Annotated in this window: 15 protein-coding genes; 8 read left to right on the top strand and 7 right to left on the bottom strand. The window is 71.8% G+C overall.

The genetic code is table 11. The features are described 5' to 3' along the window. Nucleotides 1-57 precede the first annotated feature (57 nt). A complete protein-coding gene (locus ElP_RS06035) occupies nucleotides 58-465 on the top strand; it encodes a DUF1499 domain-containing protein (protein WP_197446745.1) in 408 nt (135 codons plus the stop codon). A 51-nt stretch (nucleotides 466-516) separates the two neighbouring features. Here the strand turns inward: ElP_RS06035 and ElP_RS06030 are convergent, their stop codons facing one another. Continuing rightward, complete coding sequence (locus ElP_RS06030; protein ID WP_197446744.1) at nucleotides 517-1,440, bottom strand: DUF1571 domain-containing protein; 924 nt, start codon at nucleotides 1,438-1,440, stop codon at nucleotides 517-519. Nucleotides 1,441-1,769: 329 nt separating this feature from the next. Here ElP_RS06030 and thiC point away from each other — a divergent pair, with 329 nt between their 5' ends. Genes thiC through ElP_RS06015 form a run of 3 tightly spaced genes read left to right on the top strand, consistent with a single transcriptional unit; the run spans nucleotide 1,770 to nucleotide 3,910 of the window. Continuing rightward, nucleotides 1,770-3,113, top strand: coding sequence for a phosphomethylpyrimidine synthase ThiC (gene thiC, locus ElP_RS06025; protein WP_315852665.1), 1,344 nt, complete (start codon nucleotides 1,770-1,772; stop codon nucleotides 3,111-3,113). Nucleotides 3,114-3,162: 49 nt separating this feature from the next. Beyond that, entirely contained in the window at nucleotides 3,163-3,387 is a 225-nt protein-coding gene (locus tag ElP_RS06020) for a hypothetical protein (protein ID WP_145267759.1), read from the top strand. Nucleotides 3,388-3,409: 22 nt separating this feature from the next. Beyond that, nucleotides 3,410-3,910 carry a DinB family protein gene (locus ElP_RS06015; RefSeq protein ID WP_145267758.1) on the top strand — a complete coding sequence of 167 codons (501 nt, stop codon included), beginning with the start codon at nucleotides 3,410-3,412 and terminating at the stop codon, nucleotides 3,908-3,910. A gap of 142 nt (nucleotides 3,911-4,052) precedes the next feature. Here ElP_RS06015 and ElP_RS06010 read toward each other — a convergent pair whose 3' ends face one another. From ElP_RS06010 to ElP_RS05990, 5 genes are all read right to left on the bottom strand, one after another. After that, a complete protein-coding gene (locus tag ElP_RS06010; RefSeq protein WP_145267757.1) occupies nucleotides 4,053-4,823 on the bottom strand; it encodes a gamma-glutamyl-gamma-aminobutyrate hydrolase family protein in 771 nt (256 codons plus the stop codon). Between the two features lie 476 nt (nucleotides 4,824-5,299). Further along, nucleotides 5,300-7,402 (bottom strand): cytochrome b N-terminal domain-containing protein, encoded by a 2,103-nt coding sequence (locus tag ElP_RS06005; protein WP_145267756.1) that lies wholly within the window; start codon nucleotides 7,400-7,402, stop codon nucleotides 5,300-5,302. Next, on the bottom strand, nucleotides 7,395-7,928 hold the full coding sequence (locus ElP_RS06000; RefSeq protein WP_145267755.1) for a QcrA and Rieske domain-containing protein: 534 nt from the start codon (nucleotides 7,926-7,928) through the stop codon (nucleotides 7,395-7,397). Before ElP_RS06000 ends, ElP_RS06005 begins: the two co-directional genes overlap by 8 nt. A 340-nt stretch (nucleotides 7,929-8,268) precedes the next feature. Continuing rightward, nucleotides 8,269-9,267 carry a DHH family phosphoesterase gene (locus tag ElP_RS05995; protein ID WP_145267754.1) on the bottom strand — a complete coding sequence of 333 codons (999 nt, stop codon included), beginning with the start codon at nucleotides 9,265-9,267 and terminating at the stop codon, nucleotides 8,269-8,271. A 79-nt stretch (nucleotides 9,268-9,346) separates the two neighbouring features. Then, nucleotides 9,347-10,330, bottom strand: coding sequence for a GDP-mannose 4,6-dehydratase (locus ElP_RS05990; protein WP_145267753.1), 984 nt, complete (start codon nucleotides 10,328-10,330; stop codon nucleotides 9,347-9,349). Between the two features lie 263 nt (nucleotides 10,331-10,593). Here ElP_RS05990 and ElP_RS05985 point away from each other — a divergent pair, with 263 nt between their 5' ends. Then, nucleotides 10,594-11,298, top strand: coding sequence for a hypothetical protein (locus ElP_RS05985; RefSeq protein WP_145267752.1), 705 nt, complete (start codon nucleotides 10,594-10,596; stop codon nucleotides 11,296-11,298). A 193-nt stretch (nucleotides 11,299-11,491) separates the two neighbouring features. On the opposite strand, the gene ElP_RS05980 is transcribed toward ElP_RS05985, so the two are convergent. Continuing rightward, nucleotides 11,492-11,809 (bottom strand): hypothetical protein, encoded by a 318-nt coding sequence (locus ElP_RS05980; RefSeq protein WP_145267751.1) that lies wholly within the window; start codon nucleotides 11,807-11,809, stop codon nucleotides 11,492-11,494. 475 nt (nucleotides 11,810-12,284) lie between these two features. On the opposite strand from ElP_RS05980, the gene ElP_RS05975 reads away from it, so the two are divergent. From ElP_RS05975 to ElP_RS05965, 3 genes are all read left to right on the top strand, one after another. After that, nucleotides 12,285-13,907 (top strand): hypothetical protein, encoded by a 1,623-nt coding sequence (locus ElP_RS05975; RefSeq protein WP_145267750.1) that lies wholly within the window; start codon nucleotides 12,285-12,287, stop codon nucleotides 13,905-13,907. Nucleotides 13,908-14,227: 320 nt separating this feature from the next. Further along, nucleotides 14,228-15,247, top strand: a complete 1,020-nt coding sequence (locus ElP_RS37665) for a hypothetical protein (RefSeq protein WP_197446743.1) — start codon at nucleotides 14,228-14,230, stop codon at nucleotides 15,245-15,247. Nucleotides 15,248-15,426: 179 nt separating this feature from the next. Then, complete coding sequence (locus tag ElP_RS05965) at nucleotides 15,427-16,941, top strand: trypsin-like peptidase domain-containing protein (protein WP_145267749.1); 1,515 nt, start codon at nucleotides 15,427-15,429, stop codon at nucleotides 16,939-16,941. Nucleotides 16,942-16,945: the final 4 nt, after the last annotated feature.

The following is a 16,945-nucleotide window of genomic DNA, read 5'->3' as shown; positions in this document are numbered from 1 at the left end:
TCCGGCCAGGGGGAGGGCCTTCCCCCCCGACCCGCGCCGAAGCGGAGGAGCAACCCGATGAGCTGGTTCGACGGACTCAGACGGAATCGCGCCGAACTCAGGGTGGACGCGACCGACCCCGACCTGAGGCCATTCGCCGTGTCGCTGGCGCCGATCCACGCCGTCACCTGGGCCCGGGGCGTGATCGCCGGCTGGCCCCGTTGGACCGTGGTCGCCGCCTACGAGGACCGGGGGATGATCCACGCCACCCACACCACCCGGCTCTGGCGCTTCACGGACGACGTGCACCTCGCCTTCGAGCCCGACTCCCGAGGGTCGCTCGTCTCGGCGCGCAGCCAGTCCCGGGTCGGCAAGGGTGACCTCGGCCAGAATGCCCGGAACCTGAAGGAGTTGTCCCGACGCCTCCACCGGGCCGACTCGGACCGCCAGGCCCGGATGGCCAGCGGGGCGGCGGCCAGGGGCTGAGCCGGACCGATCGGCCCGCCCCTTCCGGACCCTCCGGCCCCGGGATGGCGATCAGTACCGCTGGAAGCCGTACTCGGGGTTGGTGGGGTCGAAGTCGAGCGCGGAGAAGGAGACGTCGAGGTCGATGTCGGAGTAATGGTAGCGCTCGGCCAGTTCCACGTCCTCCAGGTCGCAGCAGGGCTCCGGCCAGTCGTAGCTCTCGATCTGCAGGGGGAGCAGAAGGTCGGGGCAATAGCGGATCTCGACGTAGGCGAAGGGCCGCTCGTCGGTGTAGGTCGAGTGGGTGTGGACGGATCGGTACCAGAGCCTGCCGTCCTCGTCGGTCGAGCGGTCGAGGATCGTCTCGGCGTGCGGGTCGTCGAGGTCGAGCTTCCGGTACTGGAGAAGCTTCCGGGAGAGGTGGGCGAGTCCGGCCTCGGTGATCGGGTGTCGATTGTCGGCCAGGGCGATCGGCCCGTGGGGATCGAGCTTGAACCGGGGGATCAGGCGTCGGGTCCAGTCGCCGTTGTGGGCGAGCAGATGGTCCTCGAAGCGCCCCTCGTGGAAGAGGACTTCCTTGCCCGCATTGGGGGCCTCGAAGCGGAGGAAAACCGCGAATGGTTCGTGCTGGATCTTGATCCTCAGCCGCTGCTCGGGGCCCAGTTCGCCGCCGATCCGCTCCTGACGGGTCAGGACCGCGGTATAACCGTCGACCCGATCGAGCCGACGGACCGCCTGCTCCATGAAGGCGAGGAGGTAGCGCTTGGCCTCCCGGCCGTCCAGGCGTCCGGCCGGCCATTCGGCCAGCGGCGCCGGCCGGGGCCCGGCCGTGGTCGCATCGGCCGACGACTCGTCCGGGCGGGCCGCCGCCGGGGCGGGCGATTCGAGCGGAGCGGTGAACCACCAGCCGGCGGCCGAGATCAGCGAGATGGGGATCACGGCCCCGATCACGGCGACGATCGGCAGGCGACCGACGGCGGTTCGATTCGCAGCCATGCGAGATTCCTCATTGCCATTGCCGTGGCTCGGAGCATCAGGGCCCGGCCGTGGTCGCCGCGGTCGATCCCGCCGCGAGGCCATCGGGCTCGTCGCCCCGGACCACTATACGAGCAGGACCCGCCGTCGTCTCTCCCGCTCCGCGATCGATCGACGGAATTGCGCGGGTCGTACCAGTGGGGTGGCCGGCGGGGGGCCTCCCGGAGAATTGACCGCCCCCCGGAGGGACGGCTACGATGAGACCCTCGACGGCGGGCGATGCCCTCTCCCCCCCGCACCGCCGACCGACTCCGCTCGACCCGAACGACCCGCGACCGGATCCCCGCATCATGACCCAGATCGAACAGGCTCGCAGAGGTCTCGTCAGCCCCGAGATGAAGTTCGTCGCCCGCCGGGAGGGGCTCCGTCCCGAACTCGTCCGGGACGAGGTCGCCCGGGGCCGCATGGTCATCCCCGCCAATCGGGAGCACCTGAAGCTCGGGCTCCAGCCGATGGGCATCGGCCTGAAGGCCGCCTGCAAGATCAACGCGAATATCGGCAACTCGGCGGTGACCTCCGACATCGGGAACGAGCTGGAGAAGCTCCGATCCGCCGTCGACCTCGGCGCCGACACGGTCATGGACCTCTCCACCGGCGGCGAGATCGACGACATCCGGCGCGCCGTCATCGCCGCCAGCCCCGTCCCCATCGGCACCGTGCCGATCTACCAGGCGATCCAGCAGGTCAAGAAGCCCGAGGACATCACCGAGGAGGGCCTGCTCGGGGTCGTCGAGCACCAGGCGAGGCAGGGGGTCGACTACATGACGATCCACGCCGGGATCCTCCGCGAGTTCGTCCCGCTGACGGCGCACCGGATCACGGGGATCGTCTCCCGGGGCGGCTCGCTGATGGCCCAGTGGATGATGGCCCACGGCCGGGAGAACCCCTTCTACAACCGGTTCGACGACCTCTGCGACATCATGCGAGAATATGACGTCACCTTCAGCCTGGGCGACAGCCTCCGCCCCGGATGCCTGGCCGACGCCAGCGACGAGGCCCAGTTCGCCGAGCTGAAGGCCATGGGAGAGCTGACGAGGCGTGCCAAGCAACGGGGCTGCCAGGTCATGGTCGAGGGCCCCGGCCACGTGCCGATGGACCAGATCGCCATGAACATGGAGAAGCAGGCCTTCGAGTGCGACGAGGCCCCGTTCTACGTCCTCGGGCCGTTGGTGACGGACATCGCACCGGGTTACGACCACATCACCTCGGCGATCGGCGCCGCGATGGCCGGCTGGTACGGGGCGAGCATGCTCTGCTACGTCACCCCGAAGGAGCACCTCGGGCTCCCCGAGGTTGAGGACGTCCGCCAGGGGGTGATCGCGTACAAGATCGCCGCCCACGCCGCCGACGTCGCCCGCCACCGCGAGGGGGCCCGGGACCGGGACGACGAGCTGAGCCGGGCGCGCTACTCCTTCGACTGGAACCGCCAGTTCGAGCTGTCGCTCGACCCCCAGACCGCCCGCCGGATGCACGACGAGACGCTGCCCCAGGAGGCGTTCAAGAGCGCCGCCTTCTGCTCGATGTGCGGCCCGAAGTTCTGCTCGATGCGGATCAGCGAGGACATCCGCCGCCACGCCCGGGAGGCCGCCGGGCTCGTCGTCCTGGAGCCCGAGCCGGCCGGGGCAGCGGGCTGACCCGGCCGGATCGGCCGGCCTCGAACCGCGAACCCGACGGAGCCTCGCCGTGTCGGAAAATCGTCGCGCCCTGCGGGCGACCGGGCTGGCGTTCATCGCGCTCGGCTCGGTCGCCTTCGTCTTCGGGATGGTCAGCTGGTGGCTGAGCGTCCGCCAGCCGATCGCCTATGGCATGGCCCTCGGGGGCGGCCTGGCGCTAGCCGGGATCGGCCTGATCGCGGCCAACCGGGACGGGTCGCCGGGGACCCGGGGCACGGACGGCACCCCGAAGTGATCCCGATTCGCCCGGGGGGACCATGACCCGCCTCGACGTGCTGATCGATCAGCTCCGCTCTGCCCGAATTTATACCGAGGCGATCCTCGCCGAGACCCCGCAGGCCGACTGGTTCCGGATGCCGCCCGGAGGCGTCTCCCACGTGGCCTGGCAGGTGGGGCACCTGGCGATCGCCGAATATCGGCTCGGCCTCGAACGCATCCGGGGGCGGAGAGACGACGATCCGGCCCTCCTCCCCGATCCCTTCCTCGAAGTCTTCGGGAGGGGTTCGGTCCCCGCGCCGGATCCGACGGCCTATCCCCCCGCCCGCGAGATCCGGGCGGTCTTCGACGCCGTCCACGGCAGGACGATGGCCGAACTGGCCGGCCTGACCGATTCGGCGCTGGACGAGCCCCCCGAGGTGGCCCACCGGCTTTGCGCGACGAAGCTGCAGATCCTGGGCTGGTGCGCCCGCCACGAGATGGTGCACTCGGGACAGATCGCCCTGCTCCGGCGGCAACTCGGCTCGGAACCGCTCTGGTGAGCGTGGCCCCTCGGCGGTGGGGACGGGCCCGCCCCGGGCCCGATCGGCGCCTCCTTGCGCCCTCGGGCCCGAGACGGACGCCTCGGTGCGGTGGCATCCCGGCGCGGGGTTGCGTCCGAGATGCGGGTGGTCCCTGGGCCGGTCAGGCGGCCTTGACCTTCGACGGGGCGAGCCGGCGGAAGCCCCGGCCGGAGGCCTGGATGAACGCCTCGAGCAGCTGGGTGTCGAGCGAGATGTGGCCCTCGTTCTCGGGGTGCCACTGGACGCCGACACACCACCACTCGTCCATGTCGTGATATTCGTACGCCTCCAGGAGCCCGTCGGGCGCGTGGGCGGCGGGGCGGAACATCGGGGCGAGCTTGCGGACGCCCTGGTGGTGGTAGCTGTTGACCCGGATCTCCCCCTCGCCGTAGATCTCCTCCAGCAGGGTGCCCGGCTCCATGATCACGATGTGCCGGTGGGCGCCCCCGTGCGGGTCGCGGTGCGGGATCGCCCGGGGCAGGTCCTCCGGCACGTGGACGAACAGGCCGCCCCCGTGCTCGACGTTCATCTCCTGCATGCCGAGCCCGATGCCCAGGGTCGCCAGCTTCCGCTTGGCGGCCATCCGGCAGAGCAGGCGGTCGGCCGCCTCCCTCCGCTCGGACATCACCCGGACCGACTGGTGCGGGGCGACGTTCTGCTTGCGGGGGTCCATGTCGTCGCCGCCGGTCAAGACCAGGCCGTCCAGCCGGTCGAGCAGCGGCGCGACCTCGTGCTCCCGGAACAGCGGCGGGATGAGCACGGGAATGCCGCCGGCGGTGAGGATGGAGTCGTAATATCCCGACTGGACGAGGCTGTGGGGCAGCTCGCCCCGGCCCATGCCCCGCAGGTCCATGTTGATCCCGATGAGCGGCCGATCCTTCTCCTTCGTCATGGCATCCTTCCTTGATGATGGAGTGGGGTCGTCGGGGCCTTCGGGCAGGGGCCCTCTCCCGGGGGAGGTCGGGCCTGCCGATCGCCTGCCAACGTCTGGGATTCTCGGGAGAACTGCAAGCGAGAGGGCGGGCCGCCCGGGCGGATGATTCCGATCCATTCGCCTTGACGAACCCGATCGAGCGAGGCGGAGTCTATCGTCCCCCGCGGGCCGATTCCAACAGTTTTCGGCCGTCGCGAGCCCGATTGCGCAGTGCGGCCGGGATCGGGAAGGTGGGTGCGCAGGGCCGAGGCCCGCCAAGGTAAACGAGGGGTGACCGGGCAAGCTCCGCATCCTCGGGCGGCGCGGCCCCGGGCCTTGCAGGGCGTCCCGGCGTCCACCTCGGGAGCGACTCGGAGAAAATGAGAAGGGCCCGGCCGGTGCACAGGGGCGCACCGGCCGGGCCCTCCGGCCGTCGGGTCCGTCTCGGCCCCGGCTCAATCGGCCCGGGAGGCCTCCAGGCCCTCGATCACGGCGGGGGTCCCCTCGGCCGAGGGGCCGCTCGATCGATCGGCCGGCAGGTACTCCCCCCTGAGGAGCCGGATGATGACGCCCAGATCCGCCTCGGTGAGCTGCCCCTCGAAGCCCGGCATCTGCTCATGGTCGGCGAGGTAGCCGTAGAGATCCCGGGCGCCGGGCTCCTCGATCATCCGGCGGATCCAGGTCGGCGACCCCCAGCCGTAGACGTTCGGCGAGTCGACCCCGGTGGAGTCCGCCCCGCCCAGCCCCCACAGGTGGCAATCCGCGCACTCGTTGATGAAATGCTGGTAGCCGGGGGGCGGCTCCTCGGCCTCCGCGAATTGCAGCTCCCAGGCCGCCGCCGAGAGGCCGGGGGTGGCGGGGATCACGTGCTCATCGAAGAAATCGGCGACCTCGTCCAGCTGCCCGGGGGTCAGCTTCGAGGACTCCTTCCAGGAGGCCATGCCGCCGCATTGCGGGACCAGGCCGAAGTACCGCGGAGACGACGGGTCCTCCAGCAGGCCCCGGAGCCAGGCCCGGGTGCCGAACCCCTTCAGGTCGGAGGCGGACTGGACGCTGTGGGTCGAGACGACGACATGATCGTCCCCCAGGGACGTCTCGGCGACGACCCGCTCCCCCTGGGCGTTGATCCCCTCGACTCGATAGAGGGTCGATCCCGGGGTGGTCTCCTCGCGTTCGGCCGATCTCGGATCGAACTCCTTCGGGACGGCGAATGCGACCCGCCGGAGGACCGCGTCCGGCAGATCCGCCGCCACCCCGGAGAGCCGGGCCGGGTCGACCAGCAGGAGCTGATCGGCCGTCGGCTGGGCCACCTGGACCTGGACCCGGCCCTCGCCGGCGTAGGCATGGCAGCTCAGGCAGTTGGCCTCCAGCAGATCCATCCCCCGGGAGAGCGGATCCCGGGCCATCAGGTAGCCCGCCCCCTCGGGGGGGAGGCCGGCGGCCTCGGCCAGGGCATCGGCCCGCTCTCGATGGCGGTCCGCCTCCAGGCGGGCGAGGACGAAGGCGGCGTCCCCGCGGTCGGCCAGCAGCGCCTTGGTCATCAGCGCCCCGGCGCCGCCGAGCACGACGAAGATCATCGCGCAGGCCCCGAAGTGGACCAGCCGCCTCGGGAACAGGCGGTCGAGCACCGGCAGCAGGAAGAGGAGCGTCACGATCGCCCCGGGGATGACCATCGTGCCGATGATCTCGGTGTCGCTGTCGAACTCGTTGAGCAGCTGATACAGCGCGAGGAAGTACCACTCCGGGCGGGCCGGGTAGTCCGTCCCCGACGGATCCGCGGGGGCCTCCAGGCCGGCACCCCCGTTGACGAGGACGATCGTCAGCAGGATGCCCAGCACCAGCGCGATCGCCAGCAGGTTGTAGAACGCCTGCGCCGGGGAATACGTGTCGTCCTTCCCGGGGCGCCCCCTCCCCGACAGGCCGTGGCGGCGTGCCAGGGCCCAGTGCCCGAGCAGGCCGAGCACGAGCACCATCGGGAAGACCCCCACGTGCAAGCCGTAGAGCCTCGTCAGGGTCTGATTGCCGTACTCGATGCCGCCGACGAGCACCCGCTGGGCCAGCGGGCCGATCACGGGAGTAGTCCCGGCGATGTTCGTGGCCACCCGCGTCGCCCAGTACCCCTTCTGGTCCCAGGGCAGCAGGTAGCCGGTCAGCGCCAGCCCGAGCGCGGCGAACATCATCACCAGGCCGAGCCACCAGTTGAACTCCCGGGGGGACCGGTAGGCGGCCAGCAGGATCGTCTGGACCAGGTGCATCGCCAGCAGGACCACCACGGCGGAGGAGCCGAAATGGTGCAGGCCCCGGATCACCCAGCCCAGGGCCATCTGGTTGTCGATGTACCAGACGCTCCCCCAGGCGTGGGAAGACGACGGCACATACGAGGTCATCAGCAGCAGGCCGGTGACGAGCTGAATCAGGAACGCGCCGGCCAGCGCCGAGCCGAAGACGTGGCGCAGCCCCGCCCCCCCCCGGACCGGCTCCTCGGACGTCCGGCCGAGGAACGAGACCAGCCCGGTCCGCTCGTCGACCCACTCGGAGAATCGGCTGTGGTTACGCAAGGGGGATCCTCTCCTCGGTCCCGGTGCGGAAGCGCCGGAACTTCACCCGGATCTCGGAGTTGGGGTCGTCCGGGTCGACCGGGGCGACCTCCAGGCGATCCATCCCCCGGGGGGAGATCGCGTTCACCCGGGCGCCGTCGATCCCGAAGATGCTGGCGTGGCAGGGGCAGACAAACCCCCGGCCGTCCCCCGACTGCTTGATCTTGCAGGCCAGGTGCGGGCATTCGGCCGAGAGCGCGAGCACCGGCTCGTCGGCCCCCGCCGGCTGGCGGACCAGCCAGACCGTGCCGATCGGCGTGGCGGGGTAGGTGACCCAGGCGTCCCGCTGCTCCTCGACGATTGAGAACGACCTCGGCTCGCCGACGGCGAGATCTCCCAGCCGGGCCAGCCGGCGGAACTCGGCGTCGTCCTCGCGTCGCTTGAGCAGGGGGGTCAGCAGGTAGGCCGCACCCGGCACGGCCAGGGTCAGGGCGATCAGGCCCTTGAGCCCGGCCGTCCCGTAGCGGAACCAATCGCGGCGATTCATGGGTTCTCGGTCTCTCCGGCGGGCGGGGAGTGCCGGGGCGGGGGGAAGCAACGGGCGGACGGACCGATGCGATCCGGCTCGGCGGCGAGGCCGGTCCGGGGAGGGCGGCCCGATCGGCGAGGGGCCGATCCGGGGCCGGGGGGGAGGGTCGCGACTCGGAATGAGGGGGCCCCGGCCCCCCTTCTCGCGCGATCCTTCTTCGGATCTTACGGGGACGGCCCGGGATGTGCCAGGGGGCGACCGGATCCCGCGCGGAAGGGGCGGCCTCGGGACCGATCGGGCTCCCCCGCCTCGTCCCCGGGCCCGTGGGGGTTTCGTGGGACTCCTGCCCCGGGCCGGGTCAGGGGGTGACCGCGACGCCCATCATCGGGCGGAGCGCCCTGAGCACCCGCTCCCGGGAGTCGGAGAGCGGGTCGGGCATCTGGGCCCCGGCCGCGGCCCGATGGCCGCCGCCGCCGAACCGGCCGGCGAGCTCGGCCACGTCGAGCTCGCTCCGGGAGCGGAGGCTCACCTTCACCCCCCCCTTCGGCTGCTCGATCAGCAGCATGGCGACCTCGACCCCCGAGATCCCCGCCAGCAGGTCGATCAGGTCCTCGGTATCCGAGGGGATCGCCCCGGCCTTGATCAGGTCGTCCCGGGTCACGCTCGCGTGGGCCACACGGCCGTCGATCGCCAGGGTCAGGCCCGAGAGGGCCCGACCGACCAGCTTCATCCGCCCCGGGGTGTTGCGCTCGAACAGGAGCCGGTAGACGCCGTGGATCGGCGCCCCGTGCTCGGCCAGCTCGGCGGCGTCCCGCATCGTCGAGGGGGAGACGTTGGAGTGCCGGAACCAGCCGGTATCCATGGCGATCGCCGTCATCAGGGCGGTGGCCATCACCGGCGAGACGGCCGCCCCCAGAGCCCGGCAGGCCCGGAGGACCAGCGTGCCGGTCGCCTCGGCGGTCACGTCCTTGAGGATCACGGCCCCCAGGTCGTCCTCGGAGACGTGGTGGTCGATCACCAGCTTCGGCCCGGCGAATCCCCGGACGAACTCGACCATGTCCCCCAGCTGCGACCAGCTCGACAGGTCGAGGATCACCATCGCCTGGCGGTCGGCCAGGTTGTCGGCCCTCACCTCGGCGAAGCGCTCGAAGAACCGGGCCCGGGGCGCGAGGAAGTCGTACCGGGGCGGCGTCGGGCTGGAATTGACGACCCGGACGTGCTTTCCCCGCTGCTCCAGCAGGCCGGCGAGCCCGACCTCCGAGCCGAGCGCGTCGCCGTCGGGCCTCACGTGGGTCGTAAGCAGGAACCGATCGTGGGAGGCGATCAGCTCGGACAGGGGCGACCAGTCCAGATCCATGGCGGGCTCCGCGTCGGGCGTCGGGCAAACCGTGTATTCTAGGTCGTCCCGCCGGCAGCCCGCAATCGAAGCCCCTGGGTCAGGTCGTATAGTCGTCGACCCGGAACCGCCGGAGGTTCTCGCCGACCCAGGCGATCGTCTCGTCGAGCCCCTGATCGAGCGAATAGGACGGCTCCCAGCCCCAGAGCTCGGCGGCCAACTCGGTGCCGGCGAGCAGGCGACCGACCTCGCTCGCCGGGGGGCGGACGCGGCGGGGATCGGCCTCGACCCGCAGCTCCTTGCCGATCCTCCCGCCGATCCGCTCGACCAGCTCGCCGATCGACACGTCGTCCCCGCGGCCGATGTTCACCACCCGGCCGATGGCGGGGTCGCAGGAGGCGATCGCCTCGAACCCGCCCGCCGTGTCCTTCACGTACGTCAGGTCCCGCCTCGGGTCGAGGCTGCCGAGCCGGACCACCGGCCGCGTCAACGCCTGGCTGATGATCGTCGGGATGATCGCCCGGGCCGACTGCCGGGGGCCGAACGTGTTGAACGGCCGCAACACCGCCACCGGCAGCCCGAAGGACCGGTGGTAGCTCAACCCCAGCGCATCGGACCCGACCTTGCTCGCCGCGTACGGCGACTGCGGCTGCAACGGGTGCGACTCGTCGATCGGCACCCGCTGGGCCGTCCCGTAGACCTCGGAGGTGGAGGTCAGCACCACCCGGCCCAGCGCCTCGCTGTCCCGGCAGGCGTCGAGGACGTGGGCCGTGCCGATCACGTTGATTTGCGCCACGTCGAGCGGATTCTCGTACGAATAGGGGATCGCGATCGAGGCCCCCAGGTGGAAGACCCATTCCCGCCCCTTGACGGCCTTGCGGACGGCTTCCGGGTCCTTCAGGTCGCCCCGATGCACCTCGAGCTCCCGCGACAGCTCGACGGGGAGGGCGTCGAGGTGGCCCCGGTCGTCCCGGCCGTTGTAGCGGACGAACGCCCGGACCGAGTGGCCGCCGCGGACGAGCCGCTCCACCAGGTGGCTGCCGATGAACCCGCCCGCTCCGGTGACGAGGACCGTCTTGCCCATCCCCTGGTACTCCCCTGCCCACTTCGGCCCGGCGCGACCCCGCCAGCCCTCCTCCACCTCCCTGAGGCCCGCGCATCTTAAGGCGAATCGGCCGATCGGCCAACGCGAAACCGCCTCGACCCGGGAAGATCCGCTCAAGGCCCGCGTCTTGCCCCGCCGATAAACTCGACGCGACGCGGAGAAAGTCCGTCCCCGGACGGGCCAGATCCGAGTTCCTGTCGCAGACGACCGACGGCCTGAACCGTGAGCAGGAGATTTCCTGAATGACGCTCCGCTTCCTCCTGGTGGGTGCCGTGGCGGCCCTTGGGTTCGACCTGCCTTCGGGCATCGACGTGGACGCCTGGACCCACTCGGGACGAACTTGGTGGCACACGAGGGTCGCCGAGTTCGAGGCGAGGCACGGCATCGCGCTCGTCGAGGTAGAGGACGTCCCGTCCCCCTCCCCGCCGGCCTGCGAGGCCGAGGCCCTGCCCTCGGACGACGCGGCCTTCGCCACGGTGATCGAGGATGTCGTGTCGGCCTTCGCGGCCGATGTGGCGATCGCGCGGGCGGAGGAACCGGAGGATTCATCGCAACTCGTCGCGGGTGTTGACGATGTGTCCCATGGCCCCGAGTTCGCCGACGCCCTGAACCGCTGGGCCGACGGGCTGTCCGAGCCGGCGACGCTCGCCCTCTGGGCGGGCGGAGATTCCGACTCGTCCGATCCCGAGGTCGATCCGATCGGGGCGACGGCCACCGGCTTCGCCGGTCCGGCCTTCGCGTCCGAGGTCGTCCTCGACGACGAGGCCCCCCTCCTCGCTTCGACGGCGGACTCGTCCGCCGGCGGGGCATCCGAGGATCCGGGTGTCTCCCCCTCCGGGACGGAGGGGCCGGGGTTCTCCCAGGCGGTCCGGCTCACCGGACAGGCCCTCCAGGCCTGGCTGGCGCTGGTCCAGACTGCGACCCCGACCGTCTCCCCGAGTCCCTGAGGCCGGGGCGGGCCGACCTCCGCGGGGTGCCCACGGGCCGCGCCGCGAGGGATCGATCCGGATCGGGCGGTGCAACGAAGACGGCCCGGAAGCCTATCAGGCTCCCGGGCCGTTTCTCGTTGGGAGAAAGTAAGTTAGGCATCTACACCGGTTGCCGCCTGGACGCCCGGTCCCTGGCGGGCCCGGGCGTCGCTCAGCCGATCCCCGGGATGTCCGAGGTCTCCCCGGTCTTCTCATACCCGATCCGCTTGGCCACCTCGAGCACCTCGCCGTAGGAGGGGAAGGCCTTCCCGGTGCGCATCTTGTACCGCTGCATGGCGTTCATGAATTCGAGCTCGTCGCGGGAATACTGCTTCTCGAAGGTGGTGGGGTCGATCCGCCTCCGCCGCTCCTTCTTCACCGGCTTCGCGTCGGGAGGGGGGGTGCGTCGCTCGTGGAAGCACGTGTCATCGGGGTAGGCTTCGAAATCGAATTCGGCCCCTCCCCTCGGCGTCGAATCGTTGTCGGCCATCGGCCGCGTCCCTCCGCTGCCCCGACTCGGCGCCGCCGCTGCGGCCCCCCGTCGGGGTCCTGGTTGCGATCGGGCCCCGCTCGCTCGCCCCGTGGGATCGACCGTACCGGCCGAAACGCGTCCCGTCTCGCGAGGCCCCTATGGGTCTCTAGGTCATCGGGCCTTCTTGTCAATGGACGACCCCAGGGGGTGATTCCGGGCCGCACCGGCCGAGCCTCGCGCGGGACCGTGGCCCGTGTGGCATAATGGACCGAGACGAGCGGCGGCCCGCCCGACCAGCCCCCCGGGACCCGGGGGCGCAACAGGACCGAAGCCGCCCCAACCGGCTCGATCGCGCCGCGAGGACGGAACGGGGGATCCCAGACGCTCCCGGCCGAGACGCGGAGGCGGCGCCCGACACCTCCAGGACGTTCCCATCGCGCCCGTACCGGTCCCCAACTCGCCGGCACCCGCTAGCACCGGAGATCATCGACTCATGTCCCGAACCATTCGACTGTGGAAAGGGGCCGGGCCGTCCACCCTGCTCGGCTGCCTGCTGAGCGGGGCGACCGCCCTGGCCGGCGCCCCCGCCGAGGACCTCTCCCGGCAACTGGTCGACCTCGGCCGACAGGCCGAGTCCCAGGGCCAGCTCGACCAGGCCGATCGCTTCTTCCGGAAGGCCCTGGAGCTGGATCCGGCCAGCCGAGCGGCCGACGAGGCGATCCGGCAAGTCGCCCTCCGCATCCAGGATGAGGAGCTCCCCACCGCCCCGGGCACCCTGAGCCCCGAGGGCGCGGCGAGCATCGAACGCGCCCGAGAACTCCAGCAGGTCCTCCAGCAGCAGCTCAGCTCCGACATCCGGGGCCGGATCGACCAGGCCCGCGGCCTGCTCCGCCAGAACCAGCCCGAGGCCGCCGAGCAGGTCCTCCGCCTGGCCCTGACCGCCCTCGACTCGGCCGACCAGGTCACACCCGGCACCGTCGAGCAGCTCCGACGCGAGTTGCAGGTCGAGCTGCTCTCGACCATCCGACGGGCGGAGGAGCTGGCCAACCGCCAGGCCGAGCTGATCCGGCTCGAAACGGCCGCCCAGCGCGAGACGGCGGCCGTCGGCGCCCTGCTCCGGACCCAGCAGAACGTCCGGGAGCTGATGACCCAGTTCGACACCCTGATGAACGAGGGCGTCTTCAACCTCCTCGACAAGCGCGGCACCGGCGACATCGTCGAGAACAGCCAGCCGTTCTTCGACGCCCGGCTGCTGGCCCAGTCGGCCAACGCCCTGCTCCCGAACGAGACCGCCCCCCGGGCCGGCCTCATCGTCTCCACGGCCCTCGGGTTCCTCTCGCAGACCCGGTCGTACGAGGAGCTGAAGGAGTTCCGCTACATGGCGACGATGCTCGACGTCGACCGGGCCGCAGTCCCCTTCCCCGACACGATCACCATCGAGTACCCCCCGGCCGACGTCTTCCGGGAGCTCTCCGAGCGCCGGATGGCCCGCTATGAGCAAGTCGACCTGGTCGACCGCTCGCCGTTGACCCTCCGGATCCAGGACAAGCTGCAGCAGCCGATCTCGATGCCGTTCGACACCGACACCCCGCTCGGCGATGCCCTGGAGTACATCCGCCAGGCCACCGCCGACGAGGAGTTGCTCAATGGCATCCCCATCTACGTCGACGAGATCGGCCTGCAGGAGGCCGAGCAGAGCCTCCAGTCCCCCATCAAGATGAGCCTGGAAGGGATCCCGCTCAAGACGACCCTGCGGCTGATGCTCGACCAGCTCGACCTGACCTACACCGTCTATGACGACCTGCTGGAGATCAACGCCAAGGGCTCCGAGCGCCGGGGCACCGAGATCCGGGTCTATCCCGTCGCCGACCTGTCCATCATCCCCATCTCCCTCATCTCGGGCGGCGGTGGCGGCGGCATGGGCGGCATGGGCGGCGGCATGGGCGGCGGCGGCATGGGCGGCATGGGCGGCGGCGGCATGGGCGGCGGCATGGGCGGCATGGGCGGCGGCATGGGCGGCGGCATGGGCGGCATGGGCGGCGGCGGGATGATGTCCATCCCGGTAACCGCTCAGGACGACCCTGCCTCCAGCTTCGAGGAAAAAAAAAGCAACTGAGGCAATCTGGGCTGGGATCGGGTCGACCTGATCCCAGCCAGGGCCCCCAGATTCTGCCCTCCGATCGGGGCCGGGCCGCATCGGGACCACAGGTCCCGGGCGGCCCTGGCCCCGTCGTCCGTCCCGGGGCCGACTCCCCCGGCCTCCGTCCCAGGGCCGATGCGCCGACGATCGCCCCCGCCGATGGGGGCCTGGACGGGCCGACTCGGAGGCGGCCGACGAAGGAGGAGGAGTCCCGCTGGCTGGCCTTCTTCTCCGGGGGCGGGAAGACCCCCCGGGACCTCCTCACCGAGGTCGCCAAGCTGAAGGCGAACGGCCTGATGTTCGACGTCGAGGCCGCCCTGCGCGGCTACCTCCAGGCGCCAGGCTCCGTCAAGGAGCCCTGGATGTACGAGTTGCTCGCCGTCGCGTTCGAGTACAACCTGGCCGAGCCGCAGTTCGTCCGCCAGGCGCTGGGTGTCTCCGCCATCCTGGCGAGCCGGCCGGGAGACCAGGGCTTTCCCGAGAACCTGTTGACCGTGGTCGACCTGATGGCCGCCCGGGACATCTTCGTGATCGAGGTGGACCTCGGGGGCGGAAAGACCCAGGTCGTCCGGGTCGCCGAGCTGCTCGACCTCGCCGCCGAACGCCTCCCCCACCGGCCCGAGCCGCACGTCAAGTCCCTCGACCTGGCCGAGCGGACCCTGGATCCCGAGCGGATGGCCCGGGCCGTCGAGGGCCTGTTCTCGCTGGGATGGCCCGGGGTCGACGAGGCCTGGCGGTCCGAGGCCCGGCTCCGGGCCCTGGCCCTGGCCGACCGGCTCCGGGAGGCGGGCCGGGCCCCGGAGGCCGAGGCCCTGGTCGACCGCGTCGAGGCCGCCGAGCCCCGGGACCTCTACGCCCGCCTCACCTGGGACGGCTACGGCGACCTCGACCTCGCCGTCGACGAGCCGCTCGGGGCCACCGCCGAGTTCCGCACCCCCCGCACCGTCTTCGGGGGGGCCCTCGTCAAGAACGGCCGAGGGTCCGAGGCCGAGGAGATCTACGTCTGCCCCCGGGGGTTCGACGGGGAGTACACCTTCCGGGTCCTCCCGGTCGTCAGCGACCCGGAGCGGCCGATCACGTCCGCCACGCTGGAGGTGATCACCCACGAGGGGGGCGACCGGGAGCAGGTCCGGACGATCGCCATCGACCCCGCCTCCCCCGAGCCGGTCGCGGTCACGCTCGAAGGCGGGAGGCGCACCGAGGCGATGCCGTTCGTCATGCCGAAGGTGATGGTCGTCGTCGATCCCGAAGATCCCGCGTTGCCCGGGGGGGAGCCGGCCCCGGGGCCCGCCGCCCCCGCGCCCGATCCCCGCTGATGGGCCTGGTCTCTTGGATCGATCCGGGCCCTCCGCTATAGTGGGAGGCCGCCGTCGGGGCCCGGAACGACCCCGTCGCCGCATCGACCCCGGACCCTCCTCCCGGTGCCAGGGCGACGCTCGAGGACCGGGGAGCCACGTGCTCCCCGGGTCGCTCCCGAGTCGGAAGGATTCCATCGATGCGACTCCCCGCACGCTCGGCGATCCCGACCCGACGGCCCGTCGTCCTCGCGGCGCTGCTAGGCATCGCCTGCGGGGTCGGGCCCCAGTGCCCCTCGCTCGCCGACGACCGCCCCCGGGCCGATCTCCTCTCGGCCGCCACTCGGGAGGCGGCCCGGCTCGCCGGGCCGGGCGTCGTCACCATCGGGCCCGGCGTCGCGATGCCCGGTCGCCTGATCGCCCCGGGTCCCCCTGAGGGCGGTTCCGGGGTCGTCGTCGACGCCGATCGGGGCCTGATCCTCACCCTCGACTCGATCGTCGCAGAGGCCCTGGACGCCGTCGGCTCGATCCTCGTCGAATTGCCCGACGGCCGGATCCGGCCCGTGATCGACGTGCGACGCGACCCCCGGAGCGACCTCGCCCTGGTGTCGATCGACCCCCAGGGGCTCTCGCTCCGGGTCGTCGAGTGGGGAGACCCGGACCCGCCCATCCCCGGGACCTGGGTGCTCGCCCTCGGCCGGCCCCCGGGGATCGGCCCGTGGATCTCGGCCGGGGTCGCCTCCGGGACGGGAAGGGCCCCCTCCCCCGGATCGGCCCGGGACCTGATCCGGACCGACCGCCCGATCCCCCCCGGCGCCTCCGGGGGCGCCCTGATCGACCTCTCCGGTGCGCTCGTGGGGATCACCCTCTCGACCCCCGGGGGGCCCGACGCCGTCGGATTCGCCATCCCTTCCGATCGGGCCCGGAGGGTGGCCGAGGACCTCGGCGACCTCGGCCGGGTCCGGCGGTCGTCGATCGGCGTCGTCATCGCGGCCGCCGACCCCGAGCTGGTCGCCGCCCTCGGCCTCCCCGGCGCCGCCCGGGTCGACGCCGTCGCGCCCAGTGGCCCCGCCGACCGGGGGGGAGTGCTCCCCGACGACCTGATCCTCTCGGTCGGCAATCGGCCGGTTTCGGGGCCCGACGGCCTCGTCTCGGCCGTCGAGTTCGCCCCGATCGGCGAGCCCCTGCCGATGGTCGTCCTCCGGGGATCGAGTCAATTGAACCTGGAACTCAGGCCCGAGCCGACCGACCCGATGGCCGAGGCTGGGATCGCGCCGATCGCCTCGGCCGGGCCCCCGATCGGCCGGGTCGAGCCCTCGCCGACGGCCCCTGATCCGGCCCCGCCCCCGATCCGGCTCCCCGATCCCCCGACCTCCCGGGATCCGAGCCGGTTCCCGGCCCTCGGGCTGAGGCTGGACGCCCCCTCGGCCGAACTGGTCGAGCGATTCGGGCTCGACCCGGGCGTCTCGGGTCTCGTGATCGTGGGGACCGTCCCCGGCGGCCCGGCCGACCTCGGGGGATTGAGCCCCGGCATGGTCATCACCGACGTGCTCGATCGCCGGGTCTCCTCGCTCGCCACGTTCCGGGAGGCGGTCGCCGTCGCCCCCCCCGGGGCCGACCTGATCCTCCGCATCGTGAACCGGGGCCGGTCGGAGTTCCGGGTCATCCTCCGGGACTCGGGGGCCATGCGGGGAATTCAGGACCCCGACCCCTAACCCT

It is taken from the genome of Tautonia plasticadhaerens, from assembly GCF_007752535.1.
Lineage (GTDB): Bacteria > Planctomycetota > Planctomycetia > Isosphaerales > Isosphaeraceae > Tautonia > Tautonia plasticadhaerens.
Note: the sequence above shows the minus strand (reverse complement) of the source record. Positions and strands in the feature narration are given on the sequence as shown.

Coding starts and splice junctions, on each gene's coding strand:
- ElP_RS05980 (WP_145267751.1), bottom strand. CDS start 11,809: ATGGCCGACAACGATTCGACGCCGAGGGGAGGGGCCGAATTCGATTTC.
- ElP_RS06030 (WP_197446744.1), bottom strand. CDS start 1,440: ATGGCTGCGAATCGAACCGCCGTCGGTCGCCTGCCGATCGTCGCCGTG.
- ElP_RS05965 (WP_145267749.1), top strand. CDS start 15,427: ATGCGACTCCCCGCACGCTCGGCGATCCCGACCCGACGGCCCGTCGTC.
- ElP_RS05990 (WP_145267753.1), bottom strand. CDS start 10,330: ATGGGCAAGACGGTCCTCGTCACCGGAGCGGGCGGGTTCATCGGCAGC.
- ElP_RS05995 (WP_145267754.1), bottom strand. CDS start 9,267: ATGGATCTGGACTGGTCGCCCCTGTCCGAGCTGATCGCCTCCCACGAT.
- ElP_RS06015 (WP_145267758.1), top strand. CDS start 3,410: ATGACCCGCCTCGACGTGCTGATCGATCAGCTCCGCTCTGCCCGAATT.
- ElP_RS06010 (WP_145267757.1), bottom strand. CDS start 4,823: ATGACGAAGGAGAAGGATCGGCCGCTCATCGGGATCAACATGGACCTG.
- ElP_RS05975 (WP_145267750.1), top strand. CDS start 12,285: ATGTCCCGAACCATTCGACTGTGGAAAGGGGCCGGGCCGTCCACCCTG.
- ElP_RS06000 (WP_145267755.1), bottom strand. CDS start 7,928: ATGAATCGCCGCGATTGGTTCCGCTACGGGACGGCCGGGCTCAAGGGC.
- ElP_RS06035 (WP_197446745.1), top strand. CDS start 58: ATGAGCTGGTTCGACGGACTCAGACGGAATCGCGCCGAACTCAGGGTG.
- ElP_RS37665 (WP_197446743.1), top strand. CDS start 14,228: ATGTTCGACGTCGAGGCCGCCCTGCGCGGCTACCTCCAGGCGCCAGGC.
- thiC (WP_315852665.1), top strand. CDS start 1,770: ATGACCCAGATCGAACAGGCTCGCAGAGGTCTCGTCAGCCCCGAGATG.
- ElP_RS05985 (WP_145267752.1), top strand. CDS start 10,594: ATGACGCTCCGCTTCCTCCTGGTGGGTGCCGTGGCGGCCCTTGGGTTC.